The 25,991-nt window shown below is 66.9% G+C and carries 32 protein-coding genes and 2 pseudogenes; 28 read left to right on the top strand and 6 right to left on the bottom strand.

What is annotated here, in order from left to right; genetic code table 11:
• Nucleotides 1-475: 475 nt before the first annotated feature.
• From OG542_RS15995 to tuf, 5 genes are all read left to right on the top strand, one after another.
• The gene (locus tag OG542_RS15995; RefSeq protein WP_328411565.1) at nucleotides 476-997 is read left to right on the top strand and encodes a DUF1707 and DUF4190 domain-containing protein; all 522 of its coding nucleotides are present in this window, start codon (nucleotides 476-478) and stop codon (nucleotides 995-997) included.
• A gap of 278 nt (nucleotides 998-1,275) precedes the next feature.
• Nucleotides 1,276-1,647: a 30S ribosomal protein S12 gene (rpsL, locus tag OG542_RS15990; RefSeq protein WP_003948652.1), complete on the top strand. Its 372-nt coding sequence runs from the start codon at nucleotides 1,276-1,278 to the stop codon at nucleotides 1,645-1,647.
• 2 nt (nucleotides 1,648-1,649) lie between these two features.
• Nucleotides 1,650-2,120, top strand: coding sequence for a 30S ribosomal protein S7 (rpsG, locus tag OG542_RS15985; RefSeq protein ID WP_003992340.1), 471 nt, complete (start codon nucleotides 1,650-1,652; stop codon nucleotides 2,118-2,120).
• 39 nt (nucleotides 2,121-2,159) lie between these two features.
• Nucleotides 2,160-4,286, top strand: a complete 2,127-nt coding sequence (gene fusA, locus OG542_RS15980; RefSeq protein ID WP_189728729.1) for an elongation factor G — start codon at nucleotides 2,160-2,162, stop codon at nucleotides 4,284-4,286.
• Between the two features lie 156 nt (nucleotides 4,287-4,442).
• Nucleotides 4,443-5,636: an elongation factor Tu gene (gene tuf / locus OG542_RS15975; RefSeq protein ID WP_193482362.1), complete on the top strand. Its 1,194-nt coding sequence runs from the start codon at nucleotides 4,443-4,445 to the stop codon at nucleotides 5,634-5,636.
• A 117-nt stretch (nucleotides 5,637-5,753) separates the two neighbouring features.
• Here tuf and OG542_RS15970 read toward each other — a convergent pair whose 3' ends face one another.
• From OG542_RS15970 to OG542_RS15955, 4 genes and pseudogenes are all read right to left on the bottom strand, one after another.
• The gene (locus tag OG542_RS15970; RefSeq protein WP_328411563.1) at nucleotides 5,754-6,011 is read right to left on the bottom strand and encodes a hypothetical protein; all 258 of its coding nucleotides are present in this window, start codon (nucleotides 6,009-6,011) and stop codon (nucleotides 5,754-5,756) included.
• The gene (locus OG542_RS15965) at nucleotides 6,008-6,445 is read right to left on the bottom strand and encodes a hypothetical protein (RefSeq protein WP_328411561.1); all 438 of its coding nucleotides are present in this window, start codon (nucleotides 6,443-6,445) and stop codon (nucleotides 6,008-6,010) included. The genes OG542_RS15970 and OG542_RS15965 overlap by 4 nt, the downstream gene beginning before the upstream one ends.
• Nucleotides 6,442-7,306 (bottom strand): annotated as a pseudogene (locus OG542_RS15960) (helix-turn-helix domain-containing protein). The gene OG542_RS15965 and the pseudogene OG542_RS15960 overlap by 4 nt, the downstream one beginning before the upstream one ends.
• 202 nt (nucleotides 7,307-7,508) lie before the next feature.
• Nucleotides 7,509-7,964 carry an ATP-binding protein gene (locus tag OG542_RS15955; RefSeq protein ID WP_328411559.1) on the bottom strand — a complete coding sequence of 152 codons (456 nt, stop codon included), beginning with the start codon at nucleotides 7,962-7,964 and terminating at the stop codon, nucleotides 7,509-7,511.
• A gap of 155 nt (nucleotides 7,965-8,119) precedes the next feature.
• Here OG542_RS15955 and OG542_RS15950 point away from each other — a divergent pair, with 155 nt between their 5' ends.
• Nucleotides 8,120-8,998, top strand: coding sequence for a helix-turn-helix domain-containing protein (locus OG542_RS15950; RefSeq protein WP_328411557.1), 879 nt, complete (start codon nucleotides 8,120-8,122; stop codon nucleotides 8,996-8,998).
• A complete protein-coding gene (locus tag OG542_RS15945) occupies nucleotides 8,995-9,198 on the top strand; it encodes a DUF397 domain-containing protein (protein WP_328411555.1) in 204 nt (67 codons plus the stop codon). Before OG542_RS15950 ends, OG542_RS15945 begins: the two co-directional genes overlap by 4 nt.
• A gap of 7 nt (nucleotides 9,199-9,205) precedes the next feature.
• Here OG542_RS15945 and OG542_RS15940 read toward each other — a convergent pair.
• Nucleotides 9,206-9,564, bottom strand: a pseudogene (locus OG542_RS15940) (S41 family peptidase); the annotation flags it as partial.
• A gap of 76 nt (nucleotides 9,565-9,640) precedes the next feature.
• Between OG542_RS15940 and OG542_RS15935 the strand changes: the two are divergent.
• A complete protein-coding gene (locus OG542_RS15935; RefSeq protein WP_328411553.1) occupies nucleotides 9,641-10,246 on the top strand; it encodes a hypothetical protein in 606 nt (201 codons plus the stop codon).
• Here OG542_RS15935 and OG542_RS15930 read toward each other — a convergent pair.
• Nucleotides 10,200-10,913, bottom strand: coding sequence for a hypothetical protein (locus tag OG542_RS15930; RefSeq protein ID WP_328411551.1), 714 nt, complete (start codon nucleotides 10,911-10,913; stop codon nucleotides 10,200-10,202). The two genes, OG542_RS15935 and OG542_RS15930, sit on opposite strands and share 47 nt — an antisense overlap.
• 82 nt (nucleotides 10,914-10,995) lie before the next feature.
• Between OG542_RS15930 and OG542_RS15925 the strand changes: the two genes are divergently transcribed.
• The 20 genes from OG542_RS15925 (at nucleotide 10,996) to rplE (ending at nucleotide 25,989) form a co-directional block, all read left to right on the top strand.
• A complete protein-coding gene (locus tag OG542_RS15925; protein ID WP_184591911.1) occupies nucleotides 10,996-11,643 on the top strand; it encodes a hypothetical protein in 648 nt (215 codons plus the stop codon).
• Complete coding sequence (locus OG542_RS15920; RefSeq protein ID WP_328411548.1) at nucleotides 11,640-12,107, top strand: hypothetical protein; 468 nt, start codon at nucleotides 11,640-11,642, stop codon at nucleotides 12,105-12,107. Before OG542_RS15925 ends, OG542_RS15920 begins: the two co-directional genes overlap by 4 nt.
• Nucleotides 12,052-12,549 (top strand): hypothetical protein, encoded by a 498-nt coding sequence (locus OG542_RS15915; protein ID WP_311127294.1) that lies wholly within the window; start codon nucleotides 12,052-12,054, stop codon nucleotides 12,547-12,549. Before OG542_RS15920 ends, OG542_RS15915 begins: the two co-directional genes overlap by 56 nt.
• A gap of 96 nt (nucleotides 12,550-12,645) precedes the next feature.
• A complete protein-coding gene (locus tag OG542_RS15910; protein ID WP_328411546.1) occupies nucleotides 12,646-17,304 on the top strand; it encodes an RHS repeat-associated core domain-containing protein in 4,659 nt (1,552 codons plus the stop codon).
• A gap of 8 nt (nucleotides 17,305-17,312) precedes the next feature.
• Nucleotides 17,313-17,804, top strand: coding sequence for a hypothetical protein (locus tag OG542_RS15905; protein ID WP_328411544.1), 492 nt, complete (start codon nucleotides 17,313-17,315; stop codon nucleotides 17,802-17,804).
• Entirely contained in the window at nucleotides 17,795-18,811 is a 1,017-nt protein-coding gene (locus tag OG542_RS15900; RefSeq protein WP_328411542.1) for an SUKH-3 domain-containing protein, read from the top strand. Before OG542_RS15905 ends, OG542_RS15900 begins: the two co-directional genes overlap by 10 nt.
• 446 nt (nucleotides 18,812-19,257) lie before the next feature.
• On the top strand, nucleotides 19,258-19,566 hold the full coding sequence (gene rpsJ / locus OG542_RS15895) for a 30S ribosomal protein S10 (protein WP_003948644.1): 309 nt from the start codon (nucleotides 19,258-19,260) through the stop codon (nucleotides 19,564-19,566).
• Nucleotides 19,567-19,583: 17 nt separating this feature from the next.
• Complete coding sequence (gene rplC / locus OG542_RS15890; protein WP_184591457.1) at nucleotides 19,584-20,228, top strand: 50S ribosomal protein L3; 645 nt, start codon at nucleotides 19,584-19,586, stop codon at nucleotides 20,226-20,228.
• 7 nt (nucleotides 20,229-20,235) lie between these two features.
• Nucleotides 20,236-20,892 carry a 50S ribosomal protein L4 gene (gene rplD, locus OG542_RS15885; RefSeq protein ID WP_189728748.1) on the top strand — a complete coding sequence of 219 codons (657 nt, stop codon included), beginning with the start codon at nucleotides 20,236-20,238 and terminating at the stop codon, nucleotides 20,890-20,892.
• Nucleotides 20,892-21,311 carry a 50S ribosomal protein L23 gene (gene rplW, locus OG542_RS15880; RefSeq protein WP_184591454.1) on the top strand — a complete coding sequence of 140 codons (420 nt, stop codon included), beginning with the start codon at nucleotides 20,892-20,894 and terminating at the stop codon, nucleotides 21,309-21,311. Before rplD ends, rplW begins: the two co-directional genes overlap by 1 nt.
• A 38-nt stretch (nucleotides 21,312-21,349) precedes the next feature.
• Nucleotides 21,350-22,186 carry a 50S ribosomal protein L2 gene (gene rplB / locus OG542_RS15875; RefSeq protein ID WP_184591452.1) on the top strand — a complete coding sequence of 279 codons (837 nt, stop codon included), beginning with the start codon at nucleotides 21,350-21,352 and terminating at the stop codon, nucleotides 22,184-22,186.
• 12 nt (nucleotides 22,187-22,198) lie between these two features.
• A complete protein-coding gene (gene rpsS, locus OG542_RS15870; protein WP_057607913.1) occupies nucleotides 22,199-22,480 on the top strand; it encodes a 30S ribosomal protein S19 in 282 nt (93 codons plus the stop codon).
• A gap of 42 nt (nucleotides 22,481-22,522) precedes the next feature.
• The gene (rplV, locus tag OG542_RS15865) at nucleotides 22,523-22,870 is read left to right on the top strand and encodes a 50S ribosomal protein L22 (RefSeq protein WP_184591450.1); all 348 of its coding nucleotides are present in this window, start codon (nucleotides 22,523-22,525) and stop codon (nucleotides 22,868-22,870) included.
• Entirely contained in the window at nucleotides 22,870-23,694 is an 825-nt protein-coding gene (gene rpsC, locus OG542_RS15860; RefSeq protein ID WP_184591448.1) for a 30S ribosomal protein S3, read from the top strand. Before rplV ends, rpsC begins: the two co-directional genes overlap by 1 nt.
• 5 nt (nucleotides 23,695-23,699) lie before the next feature.
• Nucleotides 23,700-24,119, top strand: coding sequence for a 50S ribosomal protein L16 (gene rplP / locus OG542_RS15855; protein ID WP_003992362.1), 420 nt, complete (start codon nucleotides 23,700-23,702; stop codon nucleotides 24,117-24,119).
• Nucleotides 24,119-24,343 (top strand): 50S ribosomal protein L29, encoded by a 225-nt coding sequence (gene rpmC, locus OG542_RS15850; RefSeq protein ID WP_003974259.1) that lies wholly within the window; start codon nucleotides 24,119-24,121, stop codon nucleotides 24,341-24,343. The genes rplP and rpmC overlap by 1 nt, the downstream gene beginning before the upstream one ends.
• Complete coding sequence (gene rpsQ / locus OG542_RS15845; RefSeq protein WP_003992363.1) at nucleotides 24,343-24,630, top strand: 30S ribosomal protein S17; 288 nt, start codon at nucleotides 24,343-24,345, stop codon at nucleotides 24,628-24,630. Before rpmC ends, rpsQ begins: the two co-directional genes overlap by 1 nt.
• Nucleotides 24,631-24,737: 107 nt before the next feature.
• Entirely contained in the window at nucleotides 24,738-25,106 is a 369-nt protein-coding gene (gene rplN / locus OG542_RS15840) for a 50S ribosomal protein L14 (protein WP_003992364.1), read from the top strand.
• Nucleotides 25,107-25,108: 2 nt separating this feature from the next.
• Nucleotides 25,109-25,432, top strand: coding sequence for a 50S ribosomal protein L24 (gene rplX, locus OG542_RS15835; protein WP_053674523.1), 324 nt, complete (start codon nucleotides 25,109-25,111; stop codon nucleotides 25,430-25,432).
• On the top strand, nucleotides 25,432-25,989 hold the full coding sequence (gene rplE / locus OG542_RS15830; RefSeq protein ID WP_003992366.1) for a 50S ribosomal protein L5: 558 nt from the start codon (nucleotides 25,432-25,434) through the stop codon (nucleotides 25,987-25,989). The genes rplX and rplE overlap by 1 nt, the downstream gene beginning before the upstream one ends.
• Nucleotides 25,990-25,991 lie beyond the last annotated feature (2 nt).

The raw sequence follows: 25,991 nt of genomic DNA, 5'->3' as shown, positions 1-25,991 counted from the left end.
CTTCGGCGTCTCAGCGCCGTTTCTGTCGGAGCCGGTCCAGCCGTGTGGTCGGCCGGAGCAGCAGACGCCAGGCGAGCCGGGCCGGCAGCGCGTATCAGACGGACAGCAGCGGCGCCGAGTAGGCGAGCGGGCTGCCGGGCGTCCATTGGCTGCCCCGGTAGCGCCGACATGAGGGCGATCAGGGCCTTGGCGGGGTGCTCTGGCTTCGCGGCCTCCACCTTGAGATGGAGGGGCGTACGGATCCGTGTCCACCTCTTACGCGGCGACGTACCGCCGCACGGACGTGGGACGGTCGGGCGGCAGGAAGGCCTCGTACGCGCCCTTTCTCACACGCCAGGGCGTGGAAACGACCATGGAGGAAACGGGCGTGATTCGGCCGCGTGGCTGACGAACGGCGCCTCGCCCGGATGCACCGATGCCGGAATCGTCCCTTCGGCGCATCATGGAAGGACTCAGGCTCCCGGGGAGGTACTCCGTGTCGCAGCCGCCCTATCCGTCCTGGCAGCCCTGGCAGGGCGCCGGCGCCCCGTCGATGCTCGCCTCGCACGCCGACCGGGAGCGGGCCGTGGACGTACTCAGAGCCGGGTACGGCGAGGGCCGGATGGAGCGGGACGAGTTCGAGAAGCGGGTGGCGCGGGCGTACGGGGCCCGGACAGTGGGGGAGCTGGCGCTGCTCGTCGCGGACCTGCCGCAGGGGCCCGTGCCGCACTCGGCCGGTGCCCTGCCCGCGGCGCGGACCTTCCTGCCGGTGCCGCGGCCCGCGACGAACGGGAAGGCGGTCGCGGCGGGCGTGTGCGGCCTGCTGTGTGTGCCGACGATGGGACTGACCGGGATCCCGGCCGTCGTACTGGGGCACATGGCACGGGCCGAGATCCGCAGCCGGGGCGAGCTGGGGGACGGGCTCGCGCTGACCGGACTCGTGCTCGGATGGTTGTCCACGGCGGGCTGGGCACTCGTCCTGGTGTTGCTCACGGTGGTGTCCATCGCGGCCGGCTGAACGGCCGGGGGTCTTGACATGTCCTGCATAGCGATGCGGGCGGAGCCCATTTGTTTTGACCGCAGCGAATGCGATAGGTACGCTCAGACCTTGTGCCTGGGGTGTGCCCTGGCTCTCGTGCGTGCCATCAACCGCATCGCGAGCTGTTACCGGCCACCGCAATCTGTGCTTCTTTCTGCCTCGCGGCGGGAGTCCGCCGGATTCGACACACCCGACCGCGTGGGTCGGCGACGTTCCAGGTTAGCTTCACCATTCGGCACACAGAAACCGGAGAAGTAGTGCCTACGATCCAGCAGCTGGTCCGGAAGGGCCGGCAGGACAAGGTCGAGAAGAACAAGACGCCCGCACTCGAGGGTTCGCCCCAGCGTCGCGGCGTCTGCACGCGTGTGTTCACGACCACCCCGAAGAAGCCGAACTCGGCCCTGCGTAAGGTCGCGCGTGTGCGTCTGACCAGCGGGATCGAGGTCACCGCTTACATTCCGGGTGAGGGACACAACCTGCAGGAGCACTCCATCGTGCTCGTGCGCGGCGGCCGTGTGAAGGACCTGCCGGGTGTTCGCTACAAGATCATCCGCGGCTCGCTCGACACCCAGGGTGTCAAGAACCGCAAGCAGGCCCGCAGCCGCTACGGCGCCAAGAAGGAGAAGTAAGAATGCCTCGTAAGGGCCCCGCCCCGAAGCGCCCGGTCATCATCGACCCGGTCTACGGTTCTCCTCTGGTGACCTCCCTCATCAACAAGGTGCTGCTGAACGGCAAGCGCTCCACCGCCGAGCGCATCGTCTACGGCGCCATGGAGGGTCTGCGTGAGAAGACGGGCAACGACCCGATCATCACGCTGAAGCGCGCGCTGGAAAACATCAAGCCGACCCTCGAGGTCAAGTCCCGCCGTGTCGGTGGTGCGACGTACCAGGTTCCGATCGAGGTCAAGCCCGGTCGTGCCAACACGCTCGCGCTGCGCTGGCTGGTCGGTTACTCCCGCGCCCGTCGCGAGAAGACCATGACCGAGCGTCTGCTCAACGAGCTTCTCGACGCCTCCAACGGCCTTGGTGCCGCTGTGAAGAAGCGTGAGGACACCCACAAGATGGCCGAGTCCAACAAGGCCTTCGCGCACTACCGCTGGTAGTCGCTACCCACATCGAGACCGAGAGAAGACGAAAGCCTTATGGCTACCACTTCACTTGACCTGGCCAAGGTCCGCAACATCGGGATCATGGCCCACATCGACGCGGGCAAGACGACCACCACCGAGCGGATCCTGTTCTACACCGGTGTGTCTTACAAGATCGGTGAGGTCCACGACGGCGCTGCCACCATGGACTGGATGGAGCAGGAGCAGGAGCGTGGCATCACGATCACGTCTGCTGCGACCACCTGTCACTGGCCGCTCGAGGACAACGACTACACCATCAACATCATCGACACCCCGGGTCACGTCGACTTCACCGTCGAGGTGGAGCGCTCCCTGCGCGTGCTCGACGGTGCCGTGACGGTGTTCGACGGTGTCGCCGGTGTCGAGCCGCAGTCCGAGACGGTGTGGCGTCAGGCGGACCGCTACGGCGTTCCGCGTATCTGCTTCGTCAACAAGCTCGACCGTACCGGTGCCGAGTTCCACCGCTGCGTCGACATGATCACCGACCGCCTGGGCGCGCAGCCGCTGGTCATGCAGCTGCCGATCGGTGCCGAGGCGGACTTCAAGGGCGTCATCGACCTCGTGACGATGAAGGCCCTGGTCTGGTCGGCCGAGGCGACCAAGGGCGAGATGTACGACACCGTCGACATCCCGGACACCCACGCCGAGGCTGCCGAGGAGTACCGCGGCAAGCTGCTCGAGGCCGTCGCCGAGAACGACGAAGAGCTGATGGAGCTGTACCTGGAGGGCACCGAGCCCACCGTGGAGCAGCTCTACGCCGCGATCCGTCGTATCACCATCGCGTCCGGCAAGAGCGACGGCACCACCGTCACCCCCGTGTTCTGCGGCACCGCGTTCAAGAACAAGGGCGTTCAGCCCCTGCTCGACGCGGTCGTGCGCTACCTGCCCACCCCGCTCGACGTCGAGGCCATCGAGGGCCACGACGTCAAGGACCCGGAGCAGGTCATCGCGCGCAAGCCGTCGGAGGACGAGCCCCTCGCCGCGCTGGCGTTCAAGATCATGAGCGACCCGCACCTCGGCAAGCTCACCTTCGTCCGCGTGTACTCCGGCCGTCTGGTGTCCGGCACTGCTGTGCTGAACTCCGTGAAGGGCAAGAAGGAGCGCATCGGCAAGATCTACCGCATGCACGCGAACAAGCGTGAGGAGATCGAGTCGGTGGGCGCCGGCGACATCGTCGCCGTCATGGGCCTGAAGCAGACCACCACCGGTGAGACGCTGAGCGACGACAAGAACCCGGTCATCCTGGAGTCCATGGACTTCCCGGCGCCGGTCATCCAGGTCGCCATCGAGCCCAAGTCGAAGGGTGACCAGGAGAAGCTGGGCGTCGCGATCCAGCGCCTGGCCGAGGAGGACCCGTCCTTCCAGGTTCACACCAACGAGGAGACCGGCCAGACCATCATCGGTGGTATGGGCGAGCTTCACCTCGAGGTGCTGGTCGACCGCATGAAGCGCGAGTTCAAGGTCGAGGCCAACGTCGGCAAGCCGCAGGTCGCGTACCGTGAGACCATCCGCAAGGCGGTCGAGCGGGTCGACTACACGCACAAGAAGCAGACTGGTGGTACCGGCCAGTTCGCCAAGGTGCAGATCGCGATCGAGCCGATCGAGGGCGGCGACGCCGCGTACGAGTTCGTGAACAAGGTGACCGGTGGCCGCATCCCGAAGGAGTACATCCCTTCGGTGGACGCCGGTGCGCAGGAGGCCATGCAGTTCGGCATCCTCGCCGGCTACGAGATGACGGGCGTCCGCGTCACGCTCATCGACGGTGGCTACCACGAGGTCGACTCCTCCGAGCTCGCGTTCAAGATCGCCGGTTCGCAGGCCTTCAAGGAGGCCGCGCGCAAGGCCAGCCCCGTGCTGCTCGAGCCGATGATGGCCGTCGAGGTCACCACGCCCGAGGACTACATGGGTGAGGTCATCGGCGACATCAACTCCCGCCGTGGCCAGATCCAGGCCATGGAGGAGCGGGCCGGTGCCCGCCTCGTGAAGGGCCTGGTGCCCCTCTCGGAGATGTTCGGCTACGTCGGAGACCTCCGCAGCAAGACGTCGGGTCGCGCAAGCTACTCGATGCAGTTCGACTCCTACGCCGAGGTTCCCCGGAACGTCGCCGAGGAGATCATCGCGAAGGCCAAGGGCGAGTAACGCACCGCGTCTACACGCCGTAGGCTTGACTCCGGAGCCTTGAGGGGCATTCCGCCACAATCATGGTGAGAGTGCCCCGGGGCCCGGGCTTTCCAGCAAAGATCACCTGGCGCCGATGAGTAAGGCGTACCAGAACCACTCCACAGGAGGACCCCAGTGGCGAAGGCGAAGTTCGAGCGGACTAAGCCGCACGTCAACATCGGCACCATCGGTCACATCGACCACGGTAAGACGACCCTCACGGCCGCCATTACCAAGGTGCTGCATGACGCGTACCCCGAGCTGAACGAGGCCTCGGCCTTCGACCAGATCGACAAGGCTCCCGAGGAGCGCCAGCGCGGTATCACGATCTCGATCGCGCACGTCGAGTACCAGACCGAGACGCGTCACTACGCCCACGTCGACTGCCCCGGTCACGCGGACTACATCAAGAACATGATCACGGGTGCGGCGCAGATGGACGGCGCCATCCTCGTGGTCGCCGCGACCGACGGCCCGATGCCGCAGACCAAGGAGCACGTGCTCCTGGCCCGCCAGGTCGGCGTTCCGTACATCGTCGTCGCCCTGAACAAGGCCGACATGGTGGACGACGAGGAGATCCTGGAGCTCGTCGAGCTCGAGGTTCGTGAGCTCCTCTCCGAGTACGAGTTCCCGGGCGACGACGTTCCGGTCGTCAAGGTCTCCGCTCTGAAGGCCCTCGAGGGCGACAAGGAGTGGGGCAACTCGGTCCTGGAGCTCATGAGCGCCGTCGACACCGCGATTCCGGAGCCGGAGCGCGACGTCGACAAGCCGTTCCTGATGCCGATCGAGGACGTCTTCACGATCACCGGTCGCGGTACGGTCGTCACCGGCCGTATCGAGCGTGGTGTCCTCAAGGTCAACGAGACCGTCGACATCATCGGCATCAAGACCGAGAAGACCACCACCACGGTCACCGGCATCGAGATGTTCCGCAAGCTGCTCGACGAGGGCCAGGCCGGTGAGAACGTCGGTCTGCTGCTCCGCGGCATCAAGCGCGAGGACGTCGAGCGCGGCCAGGTCATCATCAAGCCGGGCTCGGTCACCCCGCACACCGAGTTCGAGGCGCAGGCCTACATCCTGTCCAAGGACGAGGGTGGCCGCCACACGCCGTTCTTCAACAACTACCGCCCGCAGTTCTACTTCCGTACGACGGACGTGACCGGCGTGGTGACCCTCCCCGAGGGCACCGAGATGGTCATGCCGGGTGACAACACCGAGATGAAGGTGGAGCTCATCCAGCCCGTCGCCATGGAGGAGGGCCTGAAGTTCGCCATCCGTGAGGGTGGCCGGACCGTGGGCGCCGGCCAGGTCACCAAGATCAACAAGTGAGTCCTCGGACTGGCTTGAGGGTCTACTGACCTGAGTGGCTCGAAGGGGCCCGTACGACTTCGGTCGTGCGGGCCCTTTTGCTGTTGGCTCTTGCAGGTTTTGTATGTGGGGGATGCGTCAGAAGCCCAGATACGTGATCTGGACGACGTAGATCCGCTCGCTGCGGACGACGACCTGATAAGTGAACATGCCGCCGGGGACGATGATGTCGCCTCCCTTCGGATCGATGCCGTCATGGGCGCGTCCGTGGGTGTGTAAGGCCTCGGCTGCTCTGACCAGCTCTTCCGCCTTGCTTTCCACTGCGGCGAGGAAGCCGTGGGGAGCGGTTCGGGCCGCTTCCTCGGCACCGAAGGCGTACTCCCATTTCCAGCTCACTCGCGGACTGCCTTCATGGCTTCGTCCAGAACGGCGCTCAGTTCACGCAGCGCCTCCTCGGCGATGGCCGGGTCCTCGTGTTCCAGGTTGGTCTTCGCGTGGGCGTAGCGGGTGGACAGGTCGGGGCGCCGGGCGATCTCGATGTCCCGGGCCCAGGTCAGCACCCAGCTCTGCACCGGGCTGAGGGACTGCCATTCGACCGCCTTGGCGAAGGCGTCGTCCTTGGTGGCCTGCATCTCTTCCAGCCGGGCCGGATCGACTGTGGCGAGAGCCGCGCGCAGGGCGTCAGGAGTCTGCTGGGGGCGGGGGGCCAGCTCATGTCCGTGGTCGGCCTGCGTGCTCATCGTGTCCACCTCCGGGGAGTGCCCCGGCCAGGCTATCCCGGCCGGGTGGCGGGGGAGCGCGGCGATGTGTGCGGCACTTGCTCTGTTCATGCGGCTTCCAGGAACTCGGCTCGGTCGGATCGGCAGTCGCGGCAGTGGCCCGGGGCCGGTGCGCGGAAGGCTCGGTCGCAGCCTTCGCAGGTCTGGAGTCGGTGAGGGGCCGTGGGTGGGGGTGCGGGAGCGCGGAAGGGCGGCGGGGGTGGCAGTTGGGCGGTGAGGCGGTGGGCCAGGAGGGCGGCCGGGCGGCGGAGGGCTTCTGGTGGGAGGTCCGTGGTCAGGGCGTGGCGTACGGCGGAGGGCGTGACGTCGCGTTCGAGCCAGGCGGCGACGCCGTGCGCGAGGTGGGCGGTGTCGCACGCGGAGAGCAGGAGACGGGTGTCCTCGCGGCGGAGGCCGGTGAGGAGGTCCGTGGCCTGCTGGAGGAGGGCGGGGGGCGGGGCAGGCCGGTCGCGGTACGGCGGGGAGGGACTTGCTGCCGGGCGGCCTCGTCCGCTTCTTCGGGGCTGGGCGGGGAGCCTCCGTACCGCTGTGACCTGGCTGGTTGCAGGAGGTCGTGCGGGTGATGATGCGGCCGTCGGGGGTGCGTGTGCGCTCGCGACGCAGGTAGCCGTGGGTCTCCAACTCGTTCAGGGCGGCGGCGATGCGGGTCGTGCCCTCGGGGAAGCGGGCCGCCAGGGACTTGATGTCGGTGCGGGCGCCGGCGGGGAGGGACTGGATGTGTGTGCCGAGCCCGATCGCGAGCAGCGACAGCTCCGGGTGCTGGGCGAGGTGGTTGCCGATCACCGTGAAGCGGGTGGTGTGGCGGGTGTTGTCGTGAACCAGGCCGGAGTGGGGGTGCCGCCGGTTCGGGTGCTTCTTTGCGGCAACCCGGGTGTGGGCGTGCGAGGGCACGTTAGGGTTCTGCGTATCCATCAGGAAGGCTCCGACTTCCTTGGTGGTCAGGCCCTCGCACTGGGATTGCCGTCCCGGCGAGGGCCGTCGCATGTCTGCGGTTGTGTTGCGCTGAGCGTAGGGCAGGCAATGGCTGCCGAATCCAGCTGAGTTGGGGATGTTCACTCTCGCGAGTGAGGCTGCCCGGCGGGCGGGAGGAGGGGTGGGGCTTGGTGGGGTTCTTTCACCTATGTGGTCCTTCTGGGAGGCCGCCCGCGCCACCGGAGTGCAGGTTCTTGGGTTCCGGTGCGAGGTCCAGTTCGGCCCAGACGGTCTTGCGGGGCGGTAGTCCCGGGGTGACGCCCCAGCGGTCGGTGAGTGCCTCGACGAGGAGCAGGCCTCTGCCGGAATCGGACAGGGTCGGTAGGCGGTCGTCGCGGGTGTCGGTCACCTCGATGCGGAGGGTGTCGGCGACGGCGTAGAGGAACAGGCGGAAGTCGCGGCCGGGGACGCGGCCGTGCGTCGCCGCGTTGGTCGACAGCTCCGCGATGACCTGCCGTGCCGGGTCCAACGGGAGCCCCCAGGAGCGCAGTTGTTCGGTGGCCAGGAGGCGGGCCAGGCGGGCGCCGCGTGGGGTCGGCGACAGCTGGAGGCTGAAGTTGCGGAGGGGGGTGGTGAGTTCGCGGGATTTCTGCTTCACGTCACTCAGCGTGGCGGTCCGTGCCTACTGTGAACAGTGACTCAGCGGGTGCGTACGGTAACTGTCCGGAGCTTGTCCGGTGCTGTCCGGGCTGTCGGGGCCGGGCGTACGGGTAGGGCGCCGGGCACGGTCGTACGACGGCGGAAGGGTGCGGGATGACGGTGGTCGAGGCGGACTCGGGGCGGCTCAAGGGCGAGGCGGACGAGCCGGGTTGGGAGGTGGATCCCGACGATGAGTGGGGCGTCGCCGTCATCGCGACCGTCGGGCGGCAGCTGAAGCTGCGGCGGGAGGCGGTGGGGATGCGGGCCGGCGAGTTCGGGACGGCGGTGGGGTACGGCGAGGACATGGTCTACAAGATCGAGGGTGGGAAGCGGATTCCTCGGCAGGACTATCTGGTCAGGGCTGATGAGGTGTTGGGGGCGGGTGGGCTTCTCGCGGCGACGTGGGAGGACGTGAAGAAGGTCCGTTACCCGAGGAAGGTGCGGGAGCTTGCCAAGTTGGAGGGGCAGGCGGTTGAGATCGGGGTGTATGAGTGCAACAGCGTCCATGGGCTGTTGCAGACACCGGATCATGCCCGTGCCTTGTTCGAGGCAGCGCAGCCGCCGTACTCGCCGGACGATGTGGAACGGATGGTGGCCGCCCGGATGGCCCGGCAGTCGGTCTTCCAACGCGATCCGGCCCCGTCGGTGCACTACGTCCTGGAGGAGGCGGTGCTGCACCGACGGGTCGGGGGCACAATGGTGTGGCGACGGCAGCTTGAGCATCTGCTGGAGGTGGGGCGGTTGCGTAACGTCGCACTTCAGGTCATGCCGACGAACTCCGACGCCCATCCGGGGGTGGACGGCAAGATCGAGCTGCTGAAGTTCCCGGACGGTACGGCGGTGGGGCGTTCCGACGGTGCGTTCAGCGGGCGGCCGACCACCGATCCCAAACAGCTCCGCATTCTTGAGCTGCGGTATGGCACCATCCGGGCGCAGGCTCTCTCACCGCGGGAGTCGCTGGCCTTCATCGAGCATGTGCTGGGAGAAACATGATCCGCAACGCTTCTGCCGGGGACGTCTCCGAACTGGCTTGGTTCAAGAGCAGCTACAGCAGTGGCACTGACGGCAACTCCTGCATCGAGATCGCGATAGTCCCCCACACCATCCACGTCCGCGACTCCAAGCACGCCACCCAGGGCCCCCGGCTCGCGCTCGCGCCGGAGGCCTGGGTCGGGTTCGTGGCTTCCCTCTAGCCGTCGTTCAGCCCTTGTTCCGAAGGACGCTCACCGCGCGGTCGAACGCCGAGTCTCGCCTCTTGGCGAACTCCTCCTTCGTGAAGACCGGTTCGGTCAAGTGGGGCGGGATGCCCGTGCCGTCGTAGGTCTGGCCGGAGCGGTTGAGGAACTCCTAGTTCGGGAGGATCGCGGTCATGCCGTTGGGCAGGTTGCGTTCCATGACGTCGGAGAAGACGCCTGCGTGGGCTGGCCGATGCGGATGGTGCCGCCGGGGCGGTTGGGTGTCGCCGTCGAGGGCGAGGACGGTGCCGTAGCCGTCCATGCGCCACGGCCCCCCGTTGTGTGGTCGTGTGTCACTACGGTGGCCGGGGGAGCAGAAGCGGGTTATCCGGCGGGCTGGTGGACGGGGGTGGGGGCTGCCCCCGACTTGTTCACCTCGGCCAGGTCGTGACACTGGAGCATGACTTCAGAACCGGCGCGCGATGGCCACCTCGATCCCGGCGCGGACACGATCAGTGACCACCCCGACCTGGACGCGATCGAGGAGCTGTGCTCGGGCTCGACCCCGGACTCCGTACTGGCCGCCAGAGCCAGGGAGACGGTGCCGCGACTCGTGGCGGAGGTCAGGCGCCTGCGGTGGCTCGTCGAGTACGGGGCGTGCCCCACGGCCGGCACCACGGGGACGGAGTTCGTGCTGGCGCTCGACGAGGAGATGCTGGCGTACTTCCGCGAGATGGTGGACGTGCTGGTGGAGCGCGTCGGCGTCCCCCGGGCGGAGGCGGTCGCCAGGGTCAACGCGACGTACGGGACGCGGGAGTGGGTCGCCCTGGACCTCCAGCTCATGGGGCACGAGCTGCCCGAGTACTGGGCCTACGGTCTGTACTACGGCCAGGACGGCCGGGGCCGGAGTCCGGTCGGGGACCCGGTCGTGGACGGGGACATCGACTTCACCGCGCTCCCCGTACGCCCGGCACCGCCGAAGGACTCGCCCTTCTGGACGGTGGAGGAGCTCAAGGTGCTCAGTGAGCCAGCCGAGGGCCCAGGAGCGGCAGAAGCCGGTCCCTGAGCAGGCCGCGCGCGGGCTCCATGGACATCCACAGCAGCTTGTGATGTGTCCCGTCGGTCATCGACAGCGCCATACCGGAGGTGGTCAGGCCGCCGTGGATCCGGGCGTGTGTGATCTCGGTGAGCGGGAGCACCTTGTTGGTGCGGTGGGCGGAGCGAATGGTGTCGGGGTCGTAGACGAGGGTCTGGAAACTGTCGGGGGCTGCCAGTTCGGGCCCGACGAGCCCGACCACCATGGTGGCCGGCACGCCGCCGCGGATGCGCACCAGATGGTCGGGGAGCAGCCACAGCTCGCCGTGGATCCAGTCCAGCCAGCCGGTCGTGCAGGTACGGGCGATGAGCTTCGCCGGCTGCAGGCTGACCCGCCAGGCCCGGGCAACCGCCTCGTCGAGAAGGGCACCGACCGCCTCCACGGACGCGACCCGCCGAGACTCCTGCACGGCCTCGCCCGGCGAAGTGAAGTGCAGGCCCGCCTGCCCGCTGCGGTGCACCTCCACGAACAACTGGACGGCCCAGCCTGCAGCGGTGAAGTGCACCGCCAGCTGTTCGCGGTCGTCCGCCCAGGGCACGGGGGACACCTGGACCCCGTCCGCGAGCCACTGCGATCTGCGCTTCTCGATCTCCGCAGCGGCCAAGTCCATGGCTATCCGATGTCTCGTCTCTCTCACGCCGCTGATCTTGCCGCACCCCACCCTCGTGCGATGGGACGATGGTCGGACTCATGACCGAGCGAACGGGGAGGCCGGCGTCATGGCCCGCTACATGGAGACACTGACCGTCGAGCGGGGCGGTTTCCGGATCAAGGTGCCGGAGACGTGGTGGGAGTTCGACGTACGGCCGGAGTCGCGGGACGACTCGATCCGCCGGATGGTGAGCGAACGTGTGCAGCAGCGCCCGGAGTTGGAGCAGTACCGCGGCACGTACGTCGACTTCCTCCAGAAGGCCGCCGCGGACGCCTGGAAGTCGGGCGCCCTGTACTGCGGCTGCATGGCGGAGAACTTCGGCGGCGATACGCCGATAACCGGCTCGGTGACCGTCTCCCTGGTCGGCGGCCGCAACGAGCGGGGCGAGCCACTGTCGAACGACCCCTCTGTCATCGCGAGCCAGCTCGCGGTCAAGGAGGCCAAGCGGGAAGGCGACTCCTGGCGGAAGGTGACGACCGTCGACATCCCGGGGGTCGGCCCGGCGGCACGCACGCAGGGCATCGAGGACATCGCCGTACCCGGCGACGCGCTCAACCGCACGATTCGGGCCGTGCTGATGCAGACGTACATCCCCGTGCCGGGGCAGGAGGGCAAGGTGGCTCTGGTGGCGGGGAGCAGCCAGGTGCTCGACCTTGCGGACTCGTTCTTCGACATCTTCGACGCGATTACTTCGACGTTCCGGTTCACGGGTTGATCGACATCCGGGTGGTCTCCGCACCGTCGCCGGCAGATGCCGAGGTCGGCGGTGGTGCCGTTGGCCGTATCACGGTGCGGGACTTCGGAGAGAGCTTCCCGATGGACCTGACTTATTGGGATGTGGAGAACTATCAGGCCAGTTGGATCCGGGCCCTGAGGCGCCTCGAACGCGGCGATGGTGCCACCTCGTGCCTCATTTCCTCCATCACGAACCCGGCGACCAGCAACTTCGTCTTCTGCTGGCCCCTCTACAAGTTCGCCGACATCATCTACGTCCAGAGCTCGATCATCTTCCTCGAAGAGCTCGACCAGGCCTTCGTCCCCGACGAGCCCTGGCGCTGCGTGGGACCGCGATCCACGGTTGACGAAGACGGGAACGAGATCTCCGAGTGGCAGGCGACAGTCGATGAAGTCAGGGAGTTTCTCCACAGGGCGTCCGGAGTGGGACTGGGCGAGCGGTGAGGGCCTGCTCGGGCTCGATGACCCCGAGGAGTGGGACGCCGCGTTCGAGCGTGGAGAGGAACGTCTCGGTACGGCGGTGATCGGGTTGACGTTCCACTGTTCGCTGGCTGAGGTGTCACCTCGGATCGTCAAGGCGATGCGGTTGCCGGACACCGGTCAGCGGGGGTTCGCGTTTACGGCTGCGGGTCACGCGGCTCGTCTCAACGGTGAGTTGACGCCAGAGCTGTACGCCGCACTGCGGGCGGAACGCCCCGGCCGCAAGAGCATCGCCGTGAACGCCATCGACGACACCTTCGACTACGTGCCGTTCCGGCTGCTGCCGCTGTGGCTCAAGAGGCGATGGGTGTATGCGACTGTGCGGAACAAGCTGGAGAGCTGGTCGCTGCGGTCCGTGGACGCCGTCGGGGATGCCTGGCGGGCCGTGCGCGGGCGCCGTTCGTGATGTGGATGCTCACCTTTCCGTCGAACGGCTGTGCCTTGTATGTTCACGTGTGCATACGGTTGTTGACGTAGATGTGCGCGTGACGGGGGTTGCGGTATGGCGGGGCACAGGCCGGCGGACTGGCATGTCCTGGACTTGGACAAGGACCCGACGCCCGGTGATCCGCAGCGGGTGCGCACGCTTGCGAAGCAGTTGCATGACTTCGCCGACGATGTCTCCGAGGGGCTGCGTCTGGTCAAGGGCATGGCGGGGGAGGGCACGCTTCTTGAGTGGGCTGGCAAGTCGGCGGACGTCTTCAAGGAGGACTTCGGGGACGTTCCGAAGAACCTCAAGAAGCTGAAGAAGTCCTACGAGATGTGCGGCGACGCGCTCTCCGACTTCTGGCCGAAGCTGGAGCGGGCGCAGTCGCTGGCGGACAAGGCGCTGCGCAAGGGCCGTGAGGCGCGCGACAGCCTCTCCTCTGCTCAGTCGAAGCTGACCTCGGCCGACTCGTGGGTGACGCGGGCCGGTAAGGAGGCGGACAAGTACAAGGACGACCCCACCAGCAGCAAGTCCGACGCCGACAAGCCGGACGAGGCGAAGGTCCGTGCCGCGACCCGGGATGTGCAGCACGCGAAGTCGGCTCAGTCCAAGGCTCAGTCGGATGTCTCTGATGCGCAGGATGCTCTTGCCGCGGCGAAGAAGATGGCCGAGGACGCGCGCAAGATGCGCGATGAGGCCGCCCGCGAGGCGAAGTCGAAGATCGACGAGGCCTCGGATGCCGGTATTCAGAACCGGTCGTGGTGGGAGGAGGTCGGCGACTGGTTCACCGACAACTGGGACACCATCGTGGCGGTCTGCAAGGTCGTGGTCGCGGTCGTGGGGATCGTGGCGATGATCATCGGCGGGCCGATCCTGGGCGCGATCGTGCTGATCGCAGCCGCCGTCGTCCTCGCCGACACGCTCTATAAGTACTCCAAGGGCCAAGCATCGCTCTGGGACGTGGGGTTGGCGGCACTGGACTGCATCCCGGGTATGAAGGGCCTGACCACGCTCGGCGGGCTCGCGAAAGGGATGAAGGCCTTCGGGAAGGTCGGTCTCAAGGGCATGGCCCAAGGCGTCAAGGGGCTGGGCAGGTCCCTCAGAGGCGGGGCGGGCGACCTCGTCAAACGGGCCAAGGCGCTGGCGGGACGATGCCCCGGCGGTGACCCCATCGACATGGTCACTGGTGAAATGCTGATGTACGACACGGACGTCGAACTTCCCGGAATCCTGTCGCTGGTGCTGAAGCGCACCCACATCTCCACCTACCGAGAAGGGCGGTTGTTCGGCAGATCCTGGGCGTCCACGCTGGACGAACGGGTCGAACTCGACGGCCAGGGAGTGCTGTTCGCCGCCGAGGACGGCATGATCCTCGCGTACCCCGTGCCTCATCCCGGTAAGCCGACCATGCCGCTGGAAGGCCCGCGGTGGCCCCTCGAGTGGGACGGACCGCAGCACGGCACCTTGCGCATCCATGACCCGGCCCTCGGCGTCACACGTCACTTCGCGGCGGTCGGCGAACCGCTGCCGGACATGCCGTACACCTTGGCGCTCTGCGCGATCACGGACCGCAACGACAACAGGATCGATGTCGACCGGAGTGCCGACGGTGCCCCGACCGCCGTCCGGCATTCGGGCGGGTACCACATCGTGGTCGAGACGACGGACGGCCTGGTGACGTGTCTGCGGCTTCGGGACAACGCTGCTGATGTCGGTGCCACGACGCTGCTGCGCTACGCGTACTCACCCGACCGGAACCTTTCCGAGATCTACAACTCCTCCGGACTGCCCTTCCGGCTCGAGTACGACGACCACGCACGCATCGTCTCCTGGACCGACCGCAACGGCAGCTGGTACCGGTTCACGTACGACAGCGAGGACCGTTGCGTGGCGGGTCAGGGCGCCGACGGTTTCCTGAACTGCGTCATCGCGTACGACCCCGCGCATGGCCGCACGACGTACACGAACTCGCTCGGGCACGTCCTTCGGTACGAGTACAACGAGTTCCTGCAACTCGTCAGGGTGATCGACCCCCTGCAGCGGCAGGAGTCGCTCGAATGGGACCGCCACGGTCGGCTGCTCAAGCAGATCGACCCGGTGGGGCGCGAGACGGCGTACACCTACGACGACGCCGGGAACGTCACTTCGATCACCGGTCCCGACGGTCGCCGGGCCACCGCCGAGTACAACCAGTGGCACCTCCCCGTCGTGACTGTCGGCGGTGACGGAGCCGTGCGCACCTACACCTACGACGAGCGCGGGAACCGTACGTCCGTGGTGGAGCCGCAGGGCGCCGAGACTCGTTTCAGCTACGGACCCGGCGGCGCCGTCACCGCAATCACCGATCCCTTGGGCTCGACCATGTCCATGGTCACGGACGCTGCTGGGCTTCCGGTGCGCGTCACGAGCGCCACCGGTGCGATCGTCGAGTACTCCCGGAACGCGTTCGGCCGCATCGACACCGTGACGGACCCGCTGGCCGGCGTCACCCGCATCTCCTGGACCCCGGAGGGAAGGAGGAGGGAGCGGGTCGCGGCCGACGGGAGTGTGGAGTCCTGGACCTGGGACGCGGAGGGAAATCTCCTCGTACACACCGACGCCGCCGGGGCGACCACCAGGTCGGCGTACACCCACTTCGACCTCCTGGTGAGCAGAACCGATCCCTTGGGGGCGACTCTCCGCTTCGAACACGACACCGAGCTGCGGCTCACCGCGGTCACCAACACCTACGGACTGACCTGGAGCTACGCCTATGACGCGGCGGGTCAGCTCGTCACCGAACAGGACTTCGACGGGCGCTCGCTCATCTATGCCCACGACGAGGTGGGCCGTCTGGTCCGGCAGGTCAACGGTGCCGGAGAGACGGTCGAATACGTGCGTGACGTCATCGGCAACGTCGTCGAGAAGCGGATCGGTGACTCGACCACCGTATTCCGCTACGACGATGCCGGGCTGCTGAAGGAAGCGCTGTCGCCCGGCGCCCGCCTCGCCTACAAGCATGACGAGTACGGCCGTGTCACGGAGGAAACCGTCAACGGGCGGACCAGCACCTTCCGTTACGACCTTGCCGGTCGCCGCACGACGCGCCTCACTCCGTCCGGAGCGCTGAGTAACTGGTCCTACGCCCCGGACGGGCTGCCCCAGGAGTTGGCGGCTTTCGACCACTCTGTGCGCTTCGCGCACGACGCCGCGGGCAGGGAGACGGAGGTCCGACTGGACGAGGCACTGTCGGTGCGGCAGGCGTGGGACCCGATGCACCGGATGCGCAGGCAGACGGTCCACCCGGTCGACCCCTTGGACCATGCCGTCCCGGGGACGCCATCCGTAGACCGCCGGTACGTACACAGCGCTGCCGGACCCGTCGAGACGATCGACGGCGAAGAGGGCAGGAAGCTCTACGAGCTGGACGCCAAGGGCCGGGCCACCGGTGTCCGTGCGGAGTCGTGGACCGAGAGCTACGCGTACGACTCCGGCGGAAGGCTGGTCTCCTCCCACCGAGAGCAGGGGGAAGGTTCCGAGGACGAGTCCTCTCGGCGATACGAATACTCCGGAAACCGTCTGACGAGGGCCGGCCGCACCAGCTACGTGTACGACCCCCAGGGCCGGGTGGTACGGCGGACGCGGAGGACACTTTCGGGCCTCCGGAAGAGCTGGACCTACACCTGGAACGCCGACGACCGGTTGACCGGCCTCGTCACCCCGGACGGAACGAGCTGGCGCTACACCTACGACCCCCTCGGGCGTCGAATATCCAAGGAGCGCTTGGACTCGTCCGGGGAAGTCGCCGAGGCCGTGTTCTTCGTCTGGGACGGCACCCGGCTGGCGGAGGAGATACGCGACTCCGAATCCGGGAACCGCACCACCATCACGTGGGAGTACTCGCCCGACAGCCACCGCGCGATAGCCCAGAGTCGTTGTGAGTGGCTTCGCGATGCGCCGCAGGAGGAGGTTGACCGGAGATTCCGGCTCATAGTGAGCGATCTCGCGGGAAGCCCGCAGGAAATGCTCTCGCCGGATGGTGAGACGACCTGGAAGAACAGGTCGCAGTTGTGGGGCGTGCAAAGGAGTGTGCAGACACCGGAAGAAGACTGCCGTCTTCGATTCCCCGGCCAATATTTTGATGCCGAGAGCGAACTCCACTACAACTGCTTCCGCTACTACGATCCGCACTCGGCCCGATACATCTCGCCCGACCCGCTGGGGCTCACAGCCGGCCCCGACCACTACGCGTACGTGGTCAACCCTCTGGTCTGGTCCGACCCCTTGGGGCTCCAGTCCTGCCCCACGTTCAAGGGGCTCGCCTGGCTCACCGAAAAGATGCTGCAGCGTCCCTCGTTCCGTTACCAGCGCGTCGTGTCCGGCGTGGACTACGAACAGATCTGGAAGCTTTCCAACGGCCGGGAGGTGCACATGGACGGTGGCCCCACGAATGGCTGGATCATGGAAGCCAAGTTCACCGGAGGACGAGAGAGCGAGTGGGCCAAGTCCACCTACAATCCCGAGAGCTCTATCTACAACGAGAAGAAAATCACCGACCAGGCCGCCAAACTTCTGCAAATGAATGAGGAGCTCGGTGGAAAGGGTGTGCGCTATGCCATCTCGAATGAGGCGGGCGCGGCCCATTTCCGAGAAGTGCTCGGCACTCATTTTCCGGAAGCAATGGCGAACGGTACGCTGTCGGTGTTTCATGTGCCCGGCAATGGTATGAGTGGAATGAGTAAATGGTTGACGTAAGTGCGGAATTGGGGCAGCTGTCCGAACTTGGCGAACTTACCGGCCCGGCGGCGGCCGCAGTTCTCGACGCCTCGGGCTGGGAAGGTGAGCGAAGGAACCCGGCGAAGGCGTGGGCGACGACGTGGCGTCGCGACGACGCGCACGCGTGGATTCAGGGCGACGGTCCGGTGGAGGTGGAGTTCACGCTCTGGACCCGGGAGGTCGAGGACGAACGACCGGACCCGGACACCTACATCGACGACCTGTACGACGCCGCTTCCGCCGAGCTCCCTCGTGTCGTAGCCCAGTTGGAATCGGGAGCGCTCGGGGCGCGACTCGAGACCGCCAGCGAGGACTTGACGAATGGGGCGGACTACATCGACCACACCGCGTGGCGAATCTCGGACAAGGTCCTCCTGGCCGGCGTCAAGCATGACGACACCGAGGCGCCCGTTCAACTGGTGGTCGTGGTGCGTGGGTACGGCTCAGGCGAGCAGGACGACGAGGGGGAGTGGCTCTGACACACCCGTTGGCGTCTTACGGCAGATCCGCAGCGAGCGGCGGACACACACGGGACTGGTCCCCGCAGACCGAAGAGGTGCTGCGCCGAGCAGGCTGGCGCCCCGGCCGTTCCGTGCCGACGGGCACCTGGGAGTCGATCCTGCGCGAGCGTGGGTCCTTCGTGGCCCACGAGGCCGCGCGTCGGTTCCTGTCCGAGTTCGGCGGTCTGGTGACCTACGGCTGGCCCGCCGATTCGATCACCACCTCGTCGGCCATCCGGTTCGAGCCCCTCGGGGCCGCATGGCAGGACGAGCGTTTCGCGAGGGCGAGCCGGGAAGCGGGGGAGTCCCTCTACCCCGTGGGTACCGCTGACGAGGGCGCCGGCTTCCTGGGCATCACCGAGAACGGAGCGCTCCACCTCATAAGGGACCGCGTGCAACCACTGGCCACGTCCACCGACCGGGCGCTGGACCGCCTGGTGGCGGCGCAGGCAGCCCGGTCCGACCTCTGGACGCCCGGCGCGCCGGCGGCCGGGCACGCCTTCTGGACGCGGCTCGACACGGTCGAGACCGGTACGGACGCCGGGCCGCGCTGGCCCCCGGAGACGGACCGGGTGCTGCGGGCGGGCGGCTGGTTCCCGGGCCGGGCGATTCCCACGGAGACCTGGGAGAGCATCCTTCTCCAGACCGGCGAGTTCGAGATGCACGACGCGGCACGGCGATTTCTGGCGGAGTTCGGCGCCGTCGGAGTGCCCTACCGCGAGCCTCGGGACTCGATGCCGTGGATGCAGTTCTCGCTGGACCCCCTGCTGGCGATCTGGGACGGGGAGATCATCGACGACCTCGCCGAGCAGGCGGGCGTCGAGCTGTATCCCATCGGTATGCGCGACCGCGGGAACCAGCACCTGGCGATGGCTGAGGACGGCGCGGTCTACGCCGGCATGGACAGCGTCTGGCTGCTGGCTCCCACACCCGACGAGGCGTTGCAGAGGCTCACCAGCAGGATCCAGCCGACGGCTTCCTATTGATCATCGGCGGTAGAGGCGCGCCCCCGGTTTGACCTACATCACCCCCGGGGTATTCTCCTCGGCTCGATTGGCGTCGCCCCTGCCCCATATGGCAGACTGTCCGAGTTGCTCGGTCGAGTGTTGATGCTGCGCGCCTCCCGCCGGGAGGACCGGAAGCGAGTCCCACAGTACTCGTCGCCCTAACTGCCACACGGCAGCGCTGGGGCGGACGTACGGGAATCTTTCGGGAAGTGTCAGTGCAGCGCCGACCAGGCACCCGGTGGGCCTTTCGCCCCCGGCTCGCGGTTCCGGCAGGGCCGTGCGCGATCCCGCAGGGATGTTCGAACAAGGGGCATCTGTGTCAGCGAGACTGCGACACGCCCGACCGCGTGGGTCGGAGGAGCAAAGGCAGCAACAGGGATCCACCGGGTTCCAGAGCGTTAGAGAGACAGGACTACTGAGTAGCCATGGCGGGACAGAAGATCCGCATCCGGCTCAAGGCCTACGACCACGAGGTCATCGACTCCTCGGCGAAGAAGATCGTCGAGACGGTGACTCGCACTGGTGCGTCGGTCGCGGGCCCGGTGCCGCTGCCCACTGAGAAGAACGTGTACTGCGTCATCAAGTCGCCGCACAAGTACAAGGACTCGCGCGAGCACTTCGAGATGCGCACGCACAAGCGCCTGATCGACATTCTCGACCCGACCCCCAAGACCGTTGACTCTCTGATGCGACTCGACCTCCCGGCCGGTGTCGACATCGAGATCAAGCTCTGAAGGCCGGTGATCTGAGAATGGCTAAGCAGATCAAGGGCATCCTGGGCGAGAAGCTCGGCATGACGCAGGTGTGGGACGCGAACAACCGTGTTGTTCCGGTCACCGTCGTCAAGGCCGGCCCCAACGTCGTCACCCAGGTCCGCACGAACGACGCCGACGGCTACGAGTCCGTCCAGATCGCGTTCGGCGAGATCGACCCGCGCAAGGTGAACAAGCCCCTCAAGGGCCACTTCGCCAAGGCCGACGTCACTCCCCGCCGCCACCTCGTCGAGATCCGTACCGCTGACGCCAGCGAGTACACCCTCGGCCAGGAGATCACCGCCGAGGTGTTCGAGGCCGGCCTCAAGGTCGACGTGACCGGCAAGAGCAAGGGCAAGGGCTTCGCCGGCGTCATGAAGCGTCACAACTTCAAGGGCCTCGGCGCCGGACACGGCACCCAGCGCAAGCACCGCTCCCCCGGTTCCATCGGTGGCTGCGCCACCCCGGGCCGCGTGTTCAAGGGCCTCCGCATGGCGGGTCGCATGGGCAACGAGCGTGTCACCACCCAGAACCTGACCGTCCACGCCGTTGACGCGGAGAAGGGTCTGCTGCTCATCAAGGGCGCGGTTCCCGGTCCGAACGGCGGCCTCGTCCTGGTCCGCACCGCGGCCAAGGGGGCCTGAGGTACCGATGAGCACTGTTGACATCCTTTCGCCTGCAGGCGAGAAGACCGGTAGCGTCGAGCTCCCCGCGGAGATCTTCGGCGTGGAGAAGATCAGCATCCCGCTGATCCACCAGGTCGTCGTCGCGCAGAACGCCGCTGCCCGCCAGGGCACGCACAAGACCAAGCGTCGCGGTGAAGTCCGTGGTGGCGGCAAGAAGCCGTACCGCCAGAAGGGCACCGGTCGCGCCCGTCAGGGTTCGACCCGCGCGCCGCAGTTCGCCGGTGGTGGCGTCGTGCACGGTCCCGTGCCGCGCGACTACTCGCAGCGGACCCCGAAGAAGATGAAGGCTGCCGCTCTGCGTCACGCCCTCACCGACCGGGCCCGCCACAACCGCATCCACGTCGTCTCCGGCGTCATCGAGGGTGAGAACCCGTCGACGAAGGCCGCCAAGTCGCTGTTCGGCAAGATCTCGGAGCGCAAGAACCTGCTCCTGGTCGTCGACCGCGCCGATGAGGCCGCGTGGCTGTCCGCCCGTAACCTGCCCCAGGTCCACATCCTGGAGCCGGGCCAGCTGAACACGTACGACGTTCTCGTCTCGGACGACGTGGTCTTCACCCAGGCCGCCTTCGAGTCCTTCGTGTCCGGCCCGAAGGCCAATGACACCGAAGGGAGCGAGGCCTGATGGCTATCCGTCACCCCGCCATTGCCTCGAAGGCCGCCAAGAAGGCCAAGGAGGCGCGCGTCAAGAAGGCGCGTCGCCACGCCACCGAGGGCAAGAACACCGTCGAGACCCCGCTGAGCAAGTCCTTCACGGACCCCCGTGACGTGCTGCTCAAGCCGGTTGTCTCGGAGAAGAGCTACGCGCTCCTCGACGAGGGCAAGTACACGTTCGTCGTGGACCCGAGCGCCAACAAGACCCAGATCAAGCAGGCCGTCCAGGCGGTCTTCTCGGTCAAGGTCACCGGGGTCAACACGATCAACCGCCAGGGCAAGCGCAAGCGCACCAAGACCGGTTTCGGTCAGCGTGCCGGCTCCAAGCGCGCGATCGTGACCCTTGCCGAGGGCGACCGTATCGACATCTTCGGCGGTCCGACCGCGTAAGCGGGTCGGATCGTCCGATATCGGACGAGGACTGAGAAATGGGAATCCGCAAGTACAAGCCGACTACGCCGGGCCGTCGTGGCTCCAGCGTCGCCGACTTCGTCGAGGTCACGCGGTCCACGCCGGAGAAGTCGTTGGTCCGCCCCCTGCACAGCAAGGGTGGCCGTAACAACTCCGGTCGTGTGACCGTCCGCCACCAGGGCGGTGGCCACAAGCGCGCCTACCGCGTGATCGACTTCCGTCGTCACGACAAGGACGGCGTGCCGGCGAAGGTCGCGCACATCGAGTACGACCCCAACCGCACCGCGCGCATCGCGCTGCTGCACTACGCCGACGGCGAGAAGCGCTACATCCTCGCCCCGCGCAACCTGCAGCAGGGTGACCGTGTCGAGAACGGTCCCGGGGCCGACATCAAGCCGGGCAACAACCTTGCCCTGCGCAACATCCCGGTCGGTACCACGCTGCACGCCATCGAGCTGCGTCCGGGCGGCGGTGCGAAGTTCGCCCGCTCCGCCGGCGCCTCGGTGCAGCTGCTCGCGAAGGAGGGCTCGATGGCCCACCTCCGCATGCCGTCCGGTGAGATCCGCCTGGTCGACCAGCGCTGCCGCGCCACGGTCGGCGAGGTGGGCAACGCCGAGCAGAGCAACATCAACTGGGGTAAGGCGGGCCGTAAGCGCTGGCTGGGCGTTCGCCCGACCGTGCGTGGTGTGGTCATGAACCCGGTGGACCACCCGCACGGTGGTGGCGAAGGCCGTACCTCGGGTGGTCGTCACCCGGTGTCCCCCTGGGGACAGAAGGAAGGCCGTACTCGTTCGCCCAAGAAGGCGTCGAACAAGTACATCGTCCGCCGCCGCAAGACGAACAAGAAGCGCTAAGGACGGGTTGAGATGCCTCGTAGCTTGAAGAAGGGGCCCTTCGTCGACGACCACCTGATCAAGAAGGTGGACGCTCAGAACGAAGCCGGCAGCAAGAACGTCATCAAGACCTGGTCCCGTCGCTCCATGATCGTGCCGGCCATGCTCGGCCACACGCTCGCGGTGCACAACGGCAAGACCCACATTCCGGTGTTTGTCACCGAGTCGATGGTCGGCCACAAGCTCGGCGAGTTCTCGCCGACGCGCACCTTCCGGGGTCACGTCAAGGACGACCGGAAGTCGAAGCGCCGCTAAGCGCGGGGTGGAATGACCATGACAGACACTGGAAGGACAACCATGGACGCCAGGGCCCAGGCGCGGTACATCCGCGTCACGCCCATGAAGGCCCGCCGAGTGGTGGACCTCATCCGTGGCCTGAACGCCACGGAGGCTCAGGCGGTCCTGCGTTTCGCCCCGCAGGCCGCGAGCGTGCCGGTCGGCAAGGTGCTGGACAGCGCCATTGCCAACGCCGCGCACAACTACGACCACACCGATGTCGACAGCCTCTTCATCTCCGAGGCCTACGTCGACGAGGGCCCGACCCTGAAGCGGTTCCGTCCGCGTGCCCAGGGCCGTGCCTACCGGATCCGCAAGCGGACCAGCCACATCACCGTGGTCGTCAGCAGCAAGGAAGGAACCCGGTAATGGGCCAGAAGGTAAACCCGCACGGGTTCCGGCTCGGTGTCACGACCGACTTCAAGTCGCGTTGGTACGCCGACAAGCTGTACAAGGACTACGTCAAGGAAGACGTCGCCATCCGTCGGATGATGACGTCCGGCATGGAGCGCGCCGGCATCTCGAAGGTGGAGATCGAGCGCACCCGTGACCGTGTGCGTGTGGACATCCACACCGCGCGTCCGGGCATCGTCATCGGCCGCCGTGGCGCCGAGGCCGACCGCATCCGCGGTGACCTCGAGAAGCTCACGGGCAAGCAGGTCCAGCTGAACATCCTCGAGGTCAAGAGCCCCGAGACGGACGCTCAGCTGGTTGCCCAGGCCGTCGCCGAGCAGCTCTCCTCCCGCGTCTCCTTCCGTCGCGCCATGCGCAAGAGCATGCAGGGCACGATGAAGGCCGGCGCCAAGGGCATCAAGATCCAGTGCGGTGGCCGCCTCGGTGGCGCCGAGATGTCCCGCTCGGAGTTCTACCGCGAGGGCCGTGTGCCCCTGCACACGCTCCGCGCGAACGTGGACTACGGCTTCTTCGAGGCCAAGACGACCTTCGGCCGCATCGGTGTGAAGGTCTGGATCTACAAGGGCGATGTCAAGAACATCGCCGAGGTCCGCGCCGAGAACGCTGCTGCCCGTGCGGGTAACCGCCCGGCCCGCGGCGGTGCCGACCGCCCGGCCCGTGGTGGCCGTGGTGGCGAGCGGCGCGGTCGCAAGCCGCAGCAGGCTGCCGGCGCCGAGGCCCCCAAGGCCGAGGCTCCCGCGTCCGCCGCTCCGGCTGAGAGCACCGGAACGGAGGCCTGACCGAAATGCTGATCCCCCGTAGGGTCAAGCACCGCAAGCAGCACCACCCCAAGCGCAACGGCATGTCCAAGGGTGGCACGCAGGTTGCGTTCGGCGAGTACGGCATTCAGGCCCTGACCCCGGCGTACGTGACGAACCGGCAGATCGAGGCAGCTCGTATCGCCATGACGCGTCACATCAAGCGTGGCGGCAAGGTCTGGATCAACATCTACCCGGACCGCCCGCTCACGAAGAAGCCCGCCGAGACCCGCATGGGTTCCGGTAAGGGTTCTCCGGAGTGGTGGATCGCCAACGTGAAGCCCGGACGCGTGATGTTCGAGCTGTCGTACCCCAACGAGAAGATCGCGCGCGAGGCCCTGACCCGTGCGGCCCACAAGCTGCCGATGAAGTGCAAGATCGTCAAGCGCGAGGCAGGTGAAGCGTGATGTCGGCCGGTACCAAGGCGTCCGAGCTGCGCGAACTGGGCAACGAGGAGCTTCTCGCGAAGCTCCGCGAGGCCAAGGAAGAGCTGTTCAACCTCCGCTTCCAGGCGGCGACGGGCCAGCTCGAGAACCACGGCCGGCTGAAGGCCGTCCGTAAGGACATCGCGCGGATCTACACCCTGATGCGTGAGCGCGAGCTGGGCATCGAGACGGTGGAGAGCGCCTGATGAGTGAGAGCAACGTGACTGAGCAGACTGCAGAGGCCCGCGGCTTCCGCAAGACCCGTGAGGGTCTCGTCGTCAGCGACAAGATGGACAAGACCGTCGTCGTCGCCGTCGAGGACCGCGTCAAGCACGCGCTGTACGGCAAGGTCATCCGCCGTACCAACAAGCTCAAGGCGCACGACGAGCAGAACGCCGCGGGTGTCGGCGACCGTGTCCTCCTCATGGAGACCCGGCCGCTGTCCGCGACGAAGCGCTGGCGCGTCGTCGAGATCCTCGAGAAGGCCAAGTAATCCCGCCTAGGGGGACCCCCTAGGCATCGTTCCGCCAGGCTCGGCAGGGGCCGACCTCGCAAGAGGAGAGCCCCTGCCGGGAACCGGCAGACAACCAGGAGATAGACGTGATCCAGCAGGAGTCGCGGCTGCGTGTCGCCGACAACACGGGTGCTAAGGAGATCCTCTGCATCCGTGTGCTCGGTGGCTCCGGTCGCCGCTACGCGGGTATCGGTGACGTCATCGTCGCCACCGTCAAGGACGCGATCCCCGGCGGCAACGTGAAGAAGGGTGACGTCATCAAGGCGGTCATCGTTCGCACCGTCAAGGAGCGCCGCCGTCCGGACGGCTCGTACATCCGCTTCGACGAGAACGCCGCTGTCATTCTGAAGAACGACGGCGACCCTCGTGGCACCCGTATCTTCGGCCCGGTCGGCCGTGAGCTGCGCGAGAAGAAGTTCATGAAGATCATCTCCCTCGCGCCGGAGGTGCTGTGAGCATGAAGATCAAGAAGGGCGACCTGGTCCAGGTCATCACCGGTAAGGACAAGGGCAAGCAGGGCAAGGTCATTGCCGCTTACCCGCGCGACGAGCGTGTCCTGGTCGAGGGTGTCAACCGGGTCAAGAAGCACACCAAGGCAGGTCCGACGGCTCGCGGTTCGCAGGCCGGCGGCATCGTCACCACCGAGGCGCCGATCCACGTCTCCAACGTCCAGCTGGTCGTGGAGAAGGACGGCAACAAGGTCGTGACCCGCGTCGGTTACCGCTTCGACGACGAAGGCAACAAGATCCGCGTTGCCAAGCGGACGGGTGAGGACATCTGATGACGACCACCACCAGCCCGCGTCTGAAGCAGAAGTACCGTGAGGAGATCACGGGCAAGCTGCGTGACGAGTTCAAGTACGAGAACGTCATGCAGATCCCCGGTCTCGTCAAGATCGTGGTCAACATGGGTGTGGGCGACGCCGCCCGCGACTCCAAGCTGATCGAGGGTGCCATCAAGGACCTCACCACGATCACCGGTCAGAAGCCGGCCGTCACCAAGGCCCGCAAGTCCATCGCGCAGTTCAAGCTGCGTGAGGGCCAGCCGATCGGTGCCCACGTCACGCTTCGTGGCGACCGCATGTGGGAGTTCCTGGACCGCACCCTGTCGCTCGCGCTGCCGCGCATCCGCGACTTCCGCGGCCTGTCCCCCAAGCAGTTCGACGGCCGTGGCAACTACACCTTCGGTCTCACGGAGCAGGTCATGTTCCACGAGATCGACCAGGACAAGATCGACCGCACCCGGGGTATGGACATCACCGTGGTGACCACGGCGACCAACGACGCTGAGGGCCGTGCGCTCCTTCGTCACCTCGGCTTCCCCTTCAAGGAGGCGTGAGC

It is taken from the genome of Streptomyces violaceus, from assembly GCF_036014075.1.
GTDB classification, from domain to species: domain Bacteria; phylum Actinomycetota; class Actinomycetes; order Streptomycetales; family Streptomycetaceae; genus Streptomyces; species Streptomyces violaceus.
Note: the sequence above shows the minus strand (reverse complement) of the source record. Positions and strands in the feature narration are given on the sequence as shown.